The sequence below is a fragment of the Ruegeria sp. BE9 genome, from assembly GCF_056538765.1.
This window is the reverse complement of sequence record NZ_JBQFTS010000002.1, coordinates 626,459-639,347: the sequence shown is the minus strand read 5'-3', so window position 1 is coordinate 639,347 and position 12,889 is coordinate 626,459. Positions and strand designations below refer to the sequence as shown.

Here is a 12,889-nt window from a genome sequence, read left to right as displayed (position 1 = left end):
TCGTCATTTGTCAGAATGCGGAAAACTGCTCAGGTCCTGCCGCAGGCCTCTAGTGGGCCTTGTGGATATCTTGATGGATAACCACCCCGGCTGCAAGCCATTTCTTTAGCCAATCGGGGTACTTGGACAATTCAAAGCTTCATCGCTGAAGTTGCGTGCTTCCTGGATTGCGCTCGTTGAAAACGTTGCTAGACGCACCATTAGGCGACCTTCGTGCTGAAAAGGCCACCAGCACACCGGTATTCCATCAGCATCATCGTCATACAGAAAACAGATTTGGCCATCCGGAGTAGTGATCTGGCCGTAAACGCAACCACGCCCTTCCATCCTCCAAACCGAGAGCGAAGGGCTGAGGAACTCCTCGGTGCCTACGAGAATACCGCTGGGGTAATCGTAGAACATGACTGTTTTACCCTGGACCGCGGTCAGGAAGGCCTCAGGCGAAATACGCGTCTGAGAATGAACAGCAAACGGGGCCAGAGCGATCAACGCCGCGGCCGCGATTGTCTTACCAATTATCACGGAACCACCGAACGGCACGCTTGAAAGGACGCGCGGCGTAGGTGTCGACCGGGATTTCAAAATCCCACCATTCATCTTGCGGATGTGCCGCGAAAAGACTGAGCCCGACGGCGGACGAGAATCCCGGCCCTGTCGCCGACTGCGGCAGACCGTGAACACGGAGCGGTCGCCCAAGGCGAACGCGTTGGCCAAGAATACGCGTCGCCAGGCCATCTAGCCCCATGATCTGACTTCCGCCACCAGTCAGTACGATCTGCTGACTCGGCATATGCTCGAACCCGGCGGCATCAAGACGAACGCGGACTTCTTCGAGGATTTCCTCAACGCGTGGCCGCATGATGCCGATGAGTTCGGCCCGGCTGACGGTACGGCGATCATGTTCCCAATCGCCAGTGTCCCCACCAATATCGATTAGATCCCGATCATCCGCGCCGGTTGCGTGAACGCCGCCGTTGAAGGTCTTAATCCGCTCGGCAACCGCCGCGGGAACACCCAATCCCATTGAGATATCGGCAGTCACGTGATCCCCACCCATGCGAACACAATCGGCATAAATCATGTGTTTCTTCATGAAGATCGACACGCTGGTCGTACCACCACCCATATCGATGCAAGCAGCACCTAGCTCCTGCTCGTCCTCGACCAGAGCTGAGATACCGGACACGTAAGCCGAGTTCGCAATACCCGCTAGCTCCAGATCACAACGCTTAATGCAGCGGACGATATTCTGAATCGCAATCGCATCGACGGTCAGCATATGCATATCGACAGCCAGCGACTGCCCCATCTGCCCACGCGGGTCGATCAGGCCTGAGCGGTTGTCCAGTGCGAAATTCACCGGCTGCGCGTGCAATACCTCACGCCCTGCCCCGTAATCCGGCACATCACATGCGTTCAGGACACGGCCAACCTCAGCCTCGGACACAACCTGCCCTTCCAGATCCACCTGCGCATCCAAACCATAAGAACGCGGGTTTGCGCCGGAGAAACAGGCGATCACGTGATCAACACGGATGTCGGCCATTTTCTGAGCCGCCTGCAAGGCAGTGCGGATTGCGCGCTCGGTCTCCTGCATGGCGGTGACTTCGCCAAATTGCACTCCACGCGACCGCGTGGTCGCGGCGCCTATGACACGAAAACCGGTCTGACCGGCCAGTGAACCGATGCTGTTATCCTCACTCAGCCGACCCGTCCCGTCGAAACGCAGGACAAGGCAGGCAATCTTGGAACTGCCCACATCCAGAATGGCAACAACACCACGTTGCATCGCCTGTCTGCGCATTTGCCGCATGGCTCGTTGGGACTGATAAAGATCGGTCATCATTGTCGTTACTGCCCGTTACCCACTGTCACTTTTGTATTCCACCAGTCTTCGCTGGCGGCTTTGGTCATTCTTATTGTCGGACGTTGCCCAAGGCGCATATCTACGACCGCAACATCGCGATCTAGAAGGTCCTGCACCTCGTTCACGGCCAGCACACGCTCCAACGCACGCACAGGGCGCTCGGTTGGCAACATGATGCGCTGACCACGATCCAGAACCAGATCCCAGCGCCGCTCTCCAATACGCACCAAACCGCGAACACGGGTTCCCAGGCTGCGTGCGGTTGCCATAAGCTGCAGCGCTTCGCCCACATGAGCGTCTGCGCCCTTCCCTGCAATGAGTGGCAAGTCAGAGTGATCCTTACGCGAAAGGATGCGCGCAACATGTGCACCCGTTTCATCCAGCAGCTCAATCCCGCCTCGTGTCCGCCAGACAATAACCGGCTGACGCTCGACCACATCGACTTGCAACACTCCGCCCGGTCGAACACGCACGGTTGCTGATTTCACCGGGTTTAGTCCGGTTATCGTTTCGCGGATCTGCTCAACATCTAAATCCCAGGAACTCATCGGGAAATCCAAAGGAACGACCTCGCGAATATCTTCGGACAGGTTGGTTCCCGCTCCGTCGATTGCCATGAGGTTGACCATGAATTCAGGGCGCTGTTGGATCGATGTCTTGATGTCATTGACATAGGCGACAACAGCCTCGCGCCTTCCTTCGGAACTGAAATAGAGGCCCACAACCGTGCAAACCGCGAGTATTGGCACGCCGACCTTGAGGCCGCGGCGCACTCCGGGCGTTAGCATCCAACGTTGCAAGCGATAGCTCAAACGGGACGGAGCCGGGTCGAACCGTTGAGATTTGCGCCCGAACAGGCTTGCACCACGCAGACGCAGCTTTGGCTCCACCTCGTGACGATCACCGGACGCGAAATCAGCGTCCGGACCAGCGAGAGGCTTGGATCGGTGAATTGTCGGAGCTCGGGTGGCTGTCAACGGTCGCATGATGCGTCCTCCACCATCCATGCGCAGAGCTGACCAAAAGTCATCCCCAGGTGTTCGGCCTGCTCTGGAACCAGAGAGGTCGGCGTCATGCCCGGCTGAGTGTTGGTCTCGAGCAAAAACAACCCGTCGGCACCCTTGTTATCATCCCAGCGAAAGTCTGTGCGACTTACTCCCCGGCAGCCCAAAGCGTTATGAGCGCGCAGTGCGTAATCCATACAGCGATCCAAGATGTCCTGCGGTACTTCTGCAGGCAGGACATGCCATGACCCGCCGGGCTTGTATTTGGCGTCGTAATCGTACCAGCCGCCATCTGTCATGATCTCGGTCACGGTCAGGGCACGATCCCCCATCACGGTCGTCGTTAGCTCGCGACCGGCAATGTACTTCTCCACCATCACGTGCTCAGGCATTTCATCCGACAATTGCGGCGGACCGTTAGAGCCTTCATGGACTATATAGATGCCAACGCTGGAGCCCTCGTTATTAGGCTTAGCCACGTATGGCGGTTCCATCACGTGGACTTCGACCACTTCGACCTTGGGTACAATCACACTGGGGACGATCGGCAGACCCTCGGCCTGAAAAACCTCTTTGCTGCGCTGCTTGTCCATTGCCAGGGCCGACGCCAGTACGCCTGAATGCGTATAGGGAATCCGCATCCACTCCAGCAGACCCTGCACACAGCCGTCTTCGCCCCAGCGGCCATGCAGGGCGTTGAAAACCACATCTGGCTTGATGTCCAAAAGGCGCGCGTAGAGGTCGGGACCTGCGTCCAGCTCAACCACTTCAAAGCCTTCTCCCCGTAGGGCGGCTGCGCATTCGCGCCCAGAGCTGAGAGACACCTCGCGTTCCGCCGAGGGGCCACCCATCAATACCGCCACTTTGGGGTTTGTCCTGCTCGACATACCCAACGTGCGCCTCAATGTCCCCGGACCTTATGTAGTGGTCCGTACTGCGTTTATGCCTTTGATCCGTCGCCTGAATTTGCCTGTTATGGTCTGACGGTTGGGGCTTTATTCTTTCAGCGGATCACCGACCCGCATGATTTCCCACTCTAGCGTGATGCCGCTTGTTTCGTAAACCTTTTTTCGCACCTCTTCACCCAAACCCTCGAGGTCTGAGGCAGTGGCGGTACCGGTGTTGATCAGGAAATTCGAGTGCTTTGGACTCATCTGCGCGCCGCCCTTGGTCGCACCGCGCATCCCGGCGTCATCGATCACCTTCCACGCCTTTAGGTCATGCACGTCATCCGCCCTACCGGTCGAAGAAAACCCAGCAGGGTTGCGGAAAGTTGACCCGGCACTGCGGTCTTTGGTCGGCTGGGTTTCGTCCCGCTTCTGCAGCTGAGCTGTCATATGGGCGTGCAACTCCTCCGGATTTCCCGAAGGGCCTTCGAGCGTGGCTGAAATCAGCACTGCACCTTCGGGCAGGTCGGATTGGCGATAGCGGAAGTTCAGGTCTTCCGGCCCTAGATCCACGACCTCCCCCTGCCGCGTAACAATGGTCGCCTTGCGCAATACATCCGCGGTGTAACTGCCATAGCAGCCCGCATTCATACGCACAGCACCACCAATCGAACCGGGGATGGTTCTTAGAAATGTCAGATCCACGCCTGCATCCGCCGCCTTGCGCGCCACATGCGCGTCGAGTGCGGCAGCACCTGCCGTGACGGTATTGCCCTCAACCGAAATGCCGTTGAACCCGCGTCCCAGCCGGATCACCACGGCCCTCAGGCCACCATCGCGAATGATCAAATTTGAACCAACACCCATCGGAAAAATGGGTACATCCGCAGGCAACTCGCGCAGAAAATTCTGCAGGTCTTCCGTATCGGCCGGCTGGAACAGATAATCAGCAGGCCCTCCGACCCGCAGCCAGGTCAGTTCATTCAAGGATCGGTTTTCAGACAGCTTGCCGCGTGGCGTAGGAAGAGAGATCATGCCCGGTAAATCGCGGATTTGATCGGTTAGCGCAAGCTGTAAGCGTCAAGGCGTCGCGCCAATCATCTTTCGCAACCACCGTCCCAGGTAAATCACCGGCCAACGCAGAACCGACATACCCATCGCCAGTACAAGCAACCCGACCCATGGGCCGTTTTGCAAAGTGACATAACCCAAAATCGGGATGCCCACTGCGATCAGGATATAGGCCCGAGTCCAATGATGGTCTTTGCTCGGGATCATCGCTAGTACATTAGCGGAGATGCCCCAGAGCGCGGCGAGAGCGATTGACCAGTTCATTCTTCGACCTCTCCCCCAGTCCAGCGACGCCAATAAAAACGCAATACATTGCGAAACATAGATAAAAAGGCAGCAAACCCCAGCACTGCGAAGATCCAGCCGAAGTCATAACCCAGCCAGACGATCAGCGCAGGGGCCGAAACGAACAGCGTAACCCCGGGGACAAACTGCAGGCGCATGGGCAACATGGCGACAATCGTCGCGGCTACCACCCATAAGGCTGCGAAAAGCACCGAGTACATCGATTGCCCCTCCGAGGACATGGTTCTAAATCTGCGATGTCACACTTTAAAGTTGCGTGATAGCAAAGTCCATCGCGTCAAACGGCTTGCTTTTGCCGCAGCCGTTCTGGCAACCCATTGGCCCAGGCGCTGATCGTACCAGCCCCAAGACAGACAACCATGTCACCAGGACGGGCCTGCTCTCGAACCAGACGCTCCAGATCACTTTCATCCAGCAAAGCGCGGGCGTGGCGGTGACCGTGACGGATCAGGCCCTGCACCAGATCGTCGCGAGAGGCACCTTCGATCGGGTCTTCTCCGGCCGCGAAAATATCTGCAATTGCAACCACGTCGGCATCGTTGAAGCAGGTGCAGAAGTCGTCAAACAGATTTGACAACCGGGAATAGCGGTGGGGCTGATGAACAGCGATGACGCGACCGTCAGTCGCCTGCCGGGCCGCCTTTAGCACCGCGTTGATTTCAACCGGGTGGTGCCCATAGTCGTCGATGATTGTAACGCCATCGACCTCACCGACCTTGGTAAAGCGACGGTTGACACCACCAAAATTAGCCAGTGCATTCCGAATTTCTGAAGCTTTCATGCCAAGATGGCGCGCCACAGCTACGGCGGAAAGTGCATTCGAAACGTTGTGGTCACCGGGCATCGGCAGAGTGCAACCCTCGATCACCGTATCTTCGTATTGCAGGTGGATATCAAAATGCGCCACGCCAGCCTTGTAGGTCAGGTTGACCGCCCGCACATCGGCCTGAGCGTTAAACCCATAGGTGCGCACACGGCGATCCGTGATGCGCCCCACCAGTGTTTGCACTTCGGCATGGTCAGTGCAGCAAACTGCCAAGCCATAGAATGGCAAGTTTGATACAAATTCGTAGAACCCATCACGCAGCTGATCAAAGTCGCCCCAGTGCTCCATATGCTCGGGGTCGATATTGGTGACAATTGCAATAGTGGCCGGCAAACGGTTGAACGAACCGTCAGACTCATCGGCCTCAACAACCATCCATTCGCCCTGCCCCATCCGAGCGTTCGAGCCGTAGGCGTGGATGATACCTCCGTTGATAACGGTCGGGTCAAAGTCCCCCGCGACCATCAACTCAGCCATCATTGTGGTCGTTGTGGTTTTGCCGTGTGTACCCGCAATAGCAATGTTAGAGCGCAGGCGCATCAACTCGGCCAACATGTCGGCACGACGGACTACTGGCAGACCCTGCGCACGCGCCTCGTCCAGCTCAGGGTTGCCGGGTTTGATCGCAGTCGACACAACCACCACGGCTGCGTTTTTAAGATTTTCAGCCCTTTGGCCGACAAAAATCTCAGCCCCCAAACTCGCCAGACGATCAGTGATCTTCGAGGTCTTAAGATCCGACCCCTGCACCCGGTAACCCAAGTTCAGCAGTACCTCTGCAATCCCTGACATCCCGATCCCGCCGATCCCAACAAAATGGATCGGCCCTACATCTTGCGGCAGTTTGGTTGCTGGATTCATGCGGTCTCCTTCTGCGCCAACTGTTCGACGAGATGAACCAAACGCTCGGTCGCGTCCGGCGCACCAGTCGAGAGGGCGGCATGGGCCATCTTTTGCGCGGCTTCGGGGTTTGTCAGAACTGCGGTGATTTGCTCGGTCAGCGACGAAACGTCAAGGGCGTTTTCGGGAATCATAATTGCCCCACCCGCTTGAACCAATCCGCGTGCGTTTGCGGTTTGGTGATCTCCGGCGGCGGCGGCAAACGGAACAAGGACCGAAGGCCGGCCGATAACCGAGATATCTGCGACACTTGACGCCCCAGAGCGGCTAATCACCAGTTGAGCGTCGGACATGCGACGAGGAACGTCCTGAAAAAACGGTTTCACCTCGGCTCGGATGCTGTGTTCGGCGTAAAACGCTGTGACCCGCTCACCATCCTCATCGCGCGCCTGATGGGCTACACGGATATGGTCGCGAAGCTCATCGGGCAAAGCGGCAATTGCAGCGGGCACCACATCACTCAGAATACGCGCACCCTGTGACCCGCCCATCACCAAGATGGACATTGGGTAATCGCCGGGGGGGATATACCCTGCCGCTGCTCTGTCCAACACTGCGGCACGAACTGGATTACCAGTATGTATGCCATTTGCACCTTCAGGCAGATCGGTCGGCCAGACACCGCACGCGACATGAGAAACCCTGGTCGCAAACAGCTGATTAACACGACCCAGAATGCCATTTTGCTCGTGGATCATCCGCGGGATCTTTAGCATGGTCGCCGCGCCAAGTGCAGGGATCGACGGATAGCCCCCGAAACCCACCACGACATCGGGCCGATCGCGCATCATCTGCACGGCCATGCCCGTCACGCCAACGGCGATCTTTGGACCGACCATCGCCTTGGCAGCCAAACCACCACGGGCGAAGGTCGCCGAGGACGCCTCAACGATCTCGGTCGAATGCGGGAAGCCACTTGTGTAGCGAGCACCGCGCGGATCAGTAGACAGCCGTACGCGCCAACCTTTTTCCAGCATTGCCTCGGCCAGTGCCTGCGCCGGGAACATATGCCCCCCAGTGCCGCCAGCCGCGATCAGAAGGTATGGTGTGCTCATTAGCCTCGTCCGCGCAGAATATCGCCAAGCTCGCCCTGTGGACGGGTCCGGGTAAAGGCCAGCAACATGCCAACGGCGATACCGCCGGCAATCAGCGACGAGCCGCCGTAGCTTACAAACGGCAGCGTCATCCCCTTGGCGGGCAGCAGGCGTACAGCGACACCCATGTTGATCATCGCTTGCACGCCAAACATACAAGCCAGACCAGTTCCGGCCAGCCGAATAAACATATCACGCTCGCGCATCAAACGCAGCAGTGAGCGTACAACGATCAACGAATAAAGAGCGATGATAATCAGAACCAGGATCAGGCCGTATTCCTCAGCCGCTACTGCGATAATGAAATCCGTATGCGCATCAGGCAGAGACCATTTCACCTGGCCCTCACCCACGCCGACACCAAACAATCCGCCCTCGCGGATTGCGTTAGTGGCGTAGCCAATCTGTGTTGTCGGGTCGACCTCTTGGTTGAGGAAACCGTCGATCCGCCGTGCGAAGTGTTCCGAGTTTGAATAGGCCAGCATGCCGCCCAGCACGACAGCGCCGGCCATGCCAACCAAAAGCAACATCGGAGCACCGGCAACAAAGTACATCACGCCCCAGCCGAACAGGATCAAGCAGGCCTGACCGAAATCGGGCTGCAACACCAGCATCGCAACGATCGCCATACACAGAGCGAATGACCACAACCGACCCGGAGGGCCATTGATTTCCTGCGACGCCGCAAGCAACCAAGCGGCCACGACGATAAAGCCCGGCTTCAAGAATTCAGAAGGCTGCAGAGAGGCAAATCCAAGCGAATACCAACGTACCGCGCCCTTACCGAAATCTGTTCCAAAGACCGGTAGAAAGGCCAGCGCAACAAATGCACTCAAAAAGCCCAGAACCGCCAGACGCCGCACAAGCGTCGGAGACATCATCGAGGTCAACAGCATCGCAATCAGCGCGAGTCCGCCAAACAACGCCTGACGCTCGACGTAGTGAAACGGATCAAATCCGTTGCGGCCTGCCAGAGGTGGTGATGAGGCCAAACCAAGTAACAGCCCGATGACAAACAGGATCAGCACGCAGGACATCGTCCAGCGATCAATCGTTCGCCACCACTTTGGAAGAATCGGTTCGCCGCGCTGGTCTTGGACCGCGCCATACACCATCTCAGTCATGAGATACCGCCACTATCTGCCTCGTTAACGCCCCGTTTTCGGGGTCTGATTGAGACTCTACAGGGATTTTAACGTTTGGGCTAGCAGAATGACGGGGCTCCGGCGGAAATTGGTTCATTAAAGCCAACGAATTAAGCTTCGGGAGCCACCCACGAAGTTTTGACTCGGTCAGGCAACAAAATCGTAGTGCTTGATCGTTCGGGATTCGACCAATTCCGCTTCGGCCGGATCTATGTGCGGGTTTTGATAATCTTCGCCGACAAAAGCCTTCAGCGCGTCTAAACTGCTCCAAATCATGACAAAACTGAACTCTCGCGGCGTTTCGGCCCGTGCAGCCCCTGGCAAAACTTGAACTATACCCTCGGTATTCTGCATCAACGGAATAGCCGTACCATGAAAAAACTCTGAGAATTCAGCCTCTTTACCCGGCCGAACTGTGACTTGGAAAACGCGCATGATCATGTGGTCGCCCTCCTTTGCAATGGACAAGATTGAGTTTCCTTGTGGGAAAAAGTTTACCACACACACCACGCTTTCCTTGAACTTGCGCTCGGAATTCAAATTCGCTTCCACTTGCTATCCCGGCCAATTCAAGCCATGCGCTGCGCATGACCTATGACACGATCATCCTTGGCGCCGGCGCAGCCGGTATGATGTGCGCCGCCCACTGCGGCGGTCGGGTGCTGGTGATCGATCATGCAAAGGCTCCGGGGGAAAAAATCCGCATCTCTGGCGGAGGTCGCTGCAACTTCACCAATATGTATGCAGGACCGAGTAACTTTCTGTCTCAGAATCCGCATTTCTGCAAATCCGCACTGGCGCGATATACGCAGTGGGACTTTGTGGATTTGGTCGGGCGCCACGGCATCGCGTGGCATGAGAAAACGCTGGGGCAGCTTTTCTGCGACGGATCTTCCAAGCAGATCATTCAAATGCTTCAGACCGAAATGGAGCGCGTCGGGGCCGACCTTTGGGTTCGGACCGAATTAAAGGATCTGCGCAAGACCGAGGCCGGATTCTTTCTGGAAGTAGACCGCGAAGGGAAGCGCCACAGCCTGACCTGTACAAATCTGGTGCTTGCAACGGGTGGAAAATCGATCCCCAAGATGGGAGCGACCGGGCTGGCGTATGACATAGCAAAGCAGTTCGGGCTGCAGATCACAGACACTCGCGCGGCTTTGGTGCCTTTCACCTTTTCGGACGGCAAGTTCAAAGACCTTTCCGGCGTATCCCTACCCGCACGCCTGTCGAACGAGCGCACCAGCTTTGACGAAGCGCTGCTGTTCACCCATCGCGGCCTCAGCGGTCCCTCCGTGCTGCAACTGTCGTCCTATTGGTACGAGGGTGAAGCGATCCGGGTAAACCTGATCCCCGATCTGCCTCTTTTGGACCTGTTGCGAGATCAGCGGCAAAGTGGTGGCCGCAAGGCGCTGACAACCGAGTTAGCCCGTCACCTGCCTGCACGACTGGTTGATTATCTCAGCCAACACCTTCCTATGCAGGGTAATCTGGCCGACCAATCCGACGCCGTACTCAATGAGTTGATCGCGTCTCTTTCCAATTGGCAACTGACACCTTCTGGCACCGAAGGATACCGGACGGCCGAGGTCACCTTGGGCGGGATCAATACTGACGAACTATCCTCAAAAACGATGGAGGCCAGGGATGTCCCCGGCCTCTATGCGATTGGCGAAGCGGTAGATGTCACCGGCTGGCTGGGCGGATACAACTTCCAGTGGGCATGGTCTTCGGGCCACGCCGCCGGAAGTGCCATCGCAAGCCGTTAACCTACGACGTTATAACCACGTCCGCGCATGCAGTTGCGCACCAGAACTTCTTTGTTCTGATTTTTGTTGACCACATCAGCGCCAGCACCGACCAAAGCACCTGCCAAAGCAGCACGGCCCAGGTTATCACTGCTGTCCTGAACGATGCCGGTAACAGCCGCAGCACCAACTGCACCAATGGCTGCGTTCCCAGCGGTGGTGCCATCAACGCTGGCCTGTGATGCCGCCAGTTGCTGACACTGCTGCAGGTCTACGTTGTAATTCGGGCCAATTGGGCCATCGACAATCGGCTGATAGTTCGCGCCGGTGTTTGTGCAAGCGCCAGCCACCAGAATAGCGGGCAGGATCAGTGAGAACTTACGAAATGGCATATTCATTACCTCGTGTTGAATTTGCGGGCAGGCAAAACCAATAATCATGGCACGTCAAGTTGATAGCACTGGAGCTTGGCCCAACAGGCGATCTATTGCAAATGACTATTCCGCAAGGCGTTGCCGAACCTGCTCCGTGAAATCGTCTCCGCGTTGTTCGAAATTGTCGTATTGATCAAAACTGGCCGCCGCAGGGGCCAACAATACTGTCTCACCCGGCTGGGCATCCGCCATTGCCTGCGCGACTGCATCTGCCATGGTCGTGCAGACCTGTGCATCCGCCTCTAGCTGCATTGCGAAACCGGCTGCTTCGCGCCCGATCACATAAGCCTTGATCACTTGATCCGCAGCAGCGTTTAGATCGGCGACACCACCCTCTTTTTCCAATCCGCCGCAGATCCACCGGATCTTTTTAAACGCCGTTAGGGCTTTCAGCGCACTATCCACATTAGTGGCCTTGGAGTCGTTCACATAGGTCACACCGCCCGCTTCTGCGATGATTTGACTACGGTGCGGCAGACCGGGGTAAGTATGTAGCGCATCCTCGATCACCCGCGGCGCCAATCCTAGTGCCCGACACGCGGCATAAGCCGCGCACGCATTTTGGTGGTTGTGGGCACCGGGCAATCCCTTGACGGGACGCAAATCAATTGATCCGGTTTGGCGACCTTTTCGGTACTCCGACAAAAATCCCTTGCGTGCAAAGACCTGCCAACCCGGCCCTGTCAGTTTGCGCGCGACCGAAACACGGATCACCCGATCATCAGTTGGACCTTCGGCCAACTGCCCAGCCAAAAAGGCGCCCTCGCTCTCATCAATCCCAATGACGGCACGATCTGGGCCGCCTTCGGCGAACAACCGTCGTTTGGCCGCAAAGTAACCGCCCATGCCGCCGTGCCGATCCAAGTGGTCCGGTGAAAGGTTCGTAAAGATCGCAATGTCCGGCGTTAAGGACCGAGCCAGTTCCGTTTGATAACTGCTGAGCTCCAGCACCACCACTGAACCATCCCCACCAGGGTCAATGTCCAGAACGCCGCGTCCGATGTTGCCTGCCAGTTGAACTTCTTTGCCGGCTTCCGTCAGGATGTGGTTGATAAGGGCTGCTGTGGTAGACTTTCCGTTGGATCCAGTCACCGCAATCACACGCGGCGGAGAGTCGTAGTTGTTCCACTCTGGTCCAGCGAACGAGCGAAAGAACAAACCGATATCGTTATCCACGGGCACGCCCGCCTCTAAAGCTGCAGCTACGACAGGGTTGGGTTCGGGGTACAGATGCGGTATGCCCGGCGATACTATAAGCGATGAAATTCCGTCGAACGTTCCGTGACGCCGCAGATCCGTGCACGTGAACCCTTCGGCCTCGGCTTTTGCTCGCGCGGCTGGGTTATCGTCCCAGCAAATCGGCTCGGCCTTGCCAGCCCGCAATGCGCGCGCCGTGGCTAGCCCCGACCGCCCAAGCCCCAGAACCGCAACTTTTTGCCCTGAAAACCCTTTGACCGGGATCATGCCGCCCACCTTCTTCTGACGTCCAATTGGCCGTCACACTGCGCAGAAGAAATGACCGAAGGCAAGAGCGGCAAAAGGCTCGCGCATGAGCGCGAGCCAAGCCTAACAGGTGTAAGGCGGCCCCACGGTCCGCCGAACCTGGCGGG

14 protein-coding genes are annotated in these 12,889 nt (G+C 57.3%); 1 reads left to right on the top strand and 13 read right to left on the bottom strand.

Annotated features, from left to right (window positions below; genetic code table 11):
• Nucleotides 1-105 precede the first annotated feature (105 nt).
• The 11 genes from ACR0EO_RS09800 to ACR0EO_RS09750 form a co-directional block, all read right to left on the bottom strand.
• A complete protein-coding gene (locus ACR0EO_RS09800; RefSeq protein ID WP_480689348.1) occupies nt 106-522 on the bottom strand; it encodes a hypothetical protein in 417 nt (138 codons plus the stop codon).
• A complete protein-coding gene (ftsA, locus tag ACR0EO_RS09795) occupies nt 509-1,843 on the bottom strand; it encodes a cell division protein FtsA (protein WP_480689754.1) in 1,335 nt (444 codons plus the stop codon). The genes ACR0EO_RS09800 and ftsA overlap by 14 nt, the downstream gene beginning before the upstream one ends.
• 8 nt (nt 1,844-1,851) lie before the next feature.
• Complete coding sequence (locus ACR0EO_RS09790; RefSeq protein ID WP_480689347.1) at nt 1,852-2,853, bottom strand: cell division protein FtsQ/DivIB; 1,002 nt, start codon at nt 2,851-2,853, stop codon at nt 1,852-1,854.
• Nucleotides 2,841-3,758 (bottom strand): D-alanine--D-alanine ligase, encoded by a 918-nt coding sequence (locus ACR0EO_RS09785; protein WP_480689345.1) that lies wholly within the window; start codon nt 3,756-3,758, stop codon nt 2,841-2,843. Before ACR0EO_RS09785 ends, ACR0EO_RS09790 begins: the two co-directional genes overlap by 13 nt.
• 108 nt (nt 3,759-3,866) lie before the next feature.
• Entirely contained in the window at nt 3,867-4,793 is a 927-nt protein-coding gene (gene murB, locus ACR0EO_RS09780) for a UDP-N-acetylmuramate dehydrogenase (protein WP_480689343.1), read from the bottom strand.
• 45 nt (nt 4,794-4,838) lie between these two features.
• Nucleotides 4,839-5,093 (bottom strand): DUF2484 family protein, encoded by a 255-nt coding sequence (locus ACR0EO_RS09775; protein WP_480689342.1) that lies wholly within the window; start codon nt 5,091-5,093, stop codon nt 4,839-4,841.
• On the bottom strand, nt 5,090-5,335 hold the full coding sequence (locus tag ACR0EO_RS09770) for a DUF2484 family protein (protein ID WP_480689340.1): 246 nt from the start codon (nt 5,333-5,335) through the stop codon (nt 5,090-5,092). Before ACR0EO_RS09770 ends, ACR0EO_RS09775 begins: the two co-directional genes overlap by 4 nt.
• A 77-nt stretch (nt 5,336-5,412) precedes the next feature.
• Nucleotides 5,413-6,822 (bottom strand): UDP-N-acetylmuramate--L-alanine ligase, encoded by a 1,410-nt coding sequence (murC, locus tag ACR0EO_RS09765; protein ID WP_480689338.1) that lies wholly within the window; start codon nt 6,820-6,822, stop codon nt 5,413-5,415.
• Nucleotides 6,819-7,916, bottom strand: a complete 1,098-nt coding sequence (locus tag ACR0EO_RS09760) for a UDP-N-acetylglucosamine--N-acetylmuramyl-(pentapeptide) pyrophosphoryl-undecaprenol N-acetylglucosamine transferase (RefSeq protein WP_480689336.1) — start codon at nt 7,914-7,916, stop codon at nt 6,819-6,821. The genes murC and ACR0EO_RS09760 overlap by 4 nt, the downstream gene beginning before the upstream one ends.
• A complete protein-coding gene (ftsW, locus tag ACR0EO_RS09755; protein WP_480689334.1) occupies nt 7,916-9,079 on the bottom strand; it encodes a putative lipid II flippase FtsW in 1,164 nt (387 codons plus the stop codon). Before ftsW ends, ACR0EO_RS09760 begins: the two co-directional genes overlap by 1 nt.
• 168 nt (nt 9,080-9,247) lie before the next feature.
• Nucleotides 9,248-9,541, bottom strand: coding sequence for a putative quinol monooxygenase (locus ACR0EO_RS09750; protein WP_480689752.1), 294 nt, complete (start codon nt 9,539-9,541; stop codon nt 9,248-9,250).
• Between the two features lie 146 nt (nt 9,542-9,687).
• On the opposite strand from ACR0EO_RS09750, the gene ACR0EO_RS09745 reads away from it, so the two are divergent.
• Nucleotides 9,688-10,866 (top strand): BaiN/RdsA family NAD(P)/FAD-dependent oxidoreductase, encoded by a 1,179-nt coding sequence (locus ACR0EO_RS09745; protein ID WP_480689332.1) that lies wholly within the window; start codon nt 9,688-9,690, stop codon nt 10,864-10,866.
• Here ACR0EO_RS09745 and ACR0EO_RS09740 read toward each other — a convergent pair.
• Nucleotides 10,863-11,237 carry a glycine zipper family protein gene (locus ACR0EO_RS09740; RefSeq protein WP_480689330.1) on the bottom strand — a complete coding sequence of 125 codons (375 nt, stop codon included), beginning with the start codon at nt 11,235-11,237 and terminating at the stop codon, nt 10,863-10,865. The two genes, ACR0EO_RS09745 and ACR0EO_RS09740, sit on opposite strands and share 4 nt — an antisense overlap.
• Before the next feature lie 105 nt (nt 11,238-11,342).
• Nucleotides 11,343-12,743 (bottom strand): UDP-N-acetylmuramoyl-L-alanine--D-glutamate ligase, encoded by a 1,401-nt coding sequence (gene murD / locus ACR0EO_RS09735; RefSeq protein ID WP_480689328.1) that lies wholly within the window; start codon nt 12,741-12,743, stop codon nt 11,343-11,345.
• Nucleotides 12,744-12,889 lie beyond the last annotated feature (146 nt).

Excerpts from the sequence above, each read along its gene's own strand:
- ftsA (WP_480689754.1), bottom strand. The coding sequence starts at position 1,843 with ATGACCGATCTTTATCAGTCCCAACGAGCCATGCGGCAAATGCGCAGA.
- ACR0EO_RS09790 (WP_480689347.1), bottom strand. The coding sequence starts at position 2,853 with ATGCGACCGTTGACAGCCACCCGAGCTCCGACAATTCACCGATCCAAG.
- ACR0EO_RS09785 (WP_480689345.1), bottom strand. The coding sequence starts at position 3,758 with ATGTCGAGCAGGACAAACCCCAAAGTGGCGGTATTGATGGGTGGCCCC.
- murB (WP_480689343.1), bottom strand. The coding sequence starts at position 4,793 with ATGATCTCTCTTCCTACGCCACGCGGCAAGCTGTCTGAAAACCGATCC.
- ACR0EO_RS09775 (WP_480689342.1), bottom strand. The coding sequence starts at position 5,093 with ATGAACTGGTCAATCGCTCTCGCCGCGCTCTGGGGCATCTCCGCTAAT.
- ACR0EO_RS09770 (WP_480689340.1), bottom strand. The coding sequence starts at position 5,335 with ATGTACTCGGTGCTTTTCGCAGCCTTATGGGTGGTAGCCGCGACGATT.
- murC (WP_480689338.1), bottom strand. The coding sequence starts at position 6,822 with ATGAATCCAGCAACCAAACTGCCGCAAGATGTAGGGCCGATCCATTTT.
- ACR0EO_RS09760 (WP_480689336.1), bottom strand. The coding sequence starts at position 7,916 with ATGAGCACACCATACCTTCTGATCGCGGCTGGCGGCACTGGGGGGCAT.
- ftsW (WP_480689334.1), bottom strand. The coding sequence starts at position 9,079 with ATGACTGAGATGGTGTATGGCGCGGTCCAAGACCAGCGCGGCGAACCG.
- ACR0EO_RS09750 (WP_480689752.1), bottom strand. The coding sequence starts at position 9,541 with ATGATCATGCGCGTTTTCCAAGTCACAGTTCGGCCGGGTAAAGAGGCT.
- ACR0EO_RS09745 (WP_480689332.1), top strand. The coding sequence starts at position 9,688 with ATGACCTATGACACGATCATCCTTGGCGCCGGCGCAGCCGGTATGATG.
- ACR0EO_RS09740 (WP_480689330.1), bottom strand. The coding sequence starts at position 11,237 with ATGCCATTTCGTAAGTTCTCACTGATCCTGCCCGCTATTCTGGTGGCT.
- murD (WP_480689328.1), bottom strand. The coding sequence starts at position 12,743 with ATGATCCCGGTCAAAGGGTTTTCAGGGCAAAAAGTTGCGGTTCTGGGG.